General features: G+C 69.0%; 1 protein-coding gene. It reads left to right on the top strand.

The features are described from left to right. The coding region (locus tag G8O24_RS43770; protein WP_188108502.1) for a diguanylate cyclase domain-containing protein at positions 1-221 on the top strand (221 nt) is incomplete at its 5' end. Between the last annotated feature and the right edge of the window lie 21 nt (positions 222-242).

The following is a 242-nucleotide window of genomic DNA, read 5'->3' as shown; positions in this document are numbered from 1 at the left end:
AGGTCCGTTCGGCCGTGCTGCAGCTCTGCCTGCCGCACATCACCTCGGCCCACATGGTGGTCACGGTGTCGATCGGCGTCGCAGCGACGCGGCCGAACGAGGCCCTGCGTCCGGGCGATCTGATCGAGCGCTGCGATCGCGCGCTCTATCTCGCCAAGGGCGGCGGCCGCAATCGCGTGGTGACTGAGCGCGAGCTCGATCGCGCCGAGGCTGCAGGCTAGCGTTTTCGAGCGAAGCGGAAG

It is taken from the genome of Bradyrhizobium campsiandrae (genome assembly GCF_014529705.1).
GTDB lineage: Bacteria > Pseudomonadota > Alphaproteobacteria > Rhizobiales > Xanthobacteraceae > Bradyrhizobium > Bradyrhizobium campsiandrae.
This window is presented reverse-complemented; position numbering and strand designations above follow the sequence as displayed.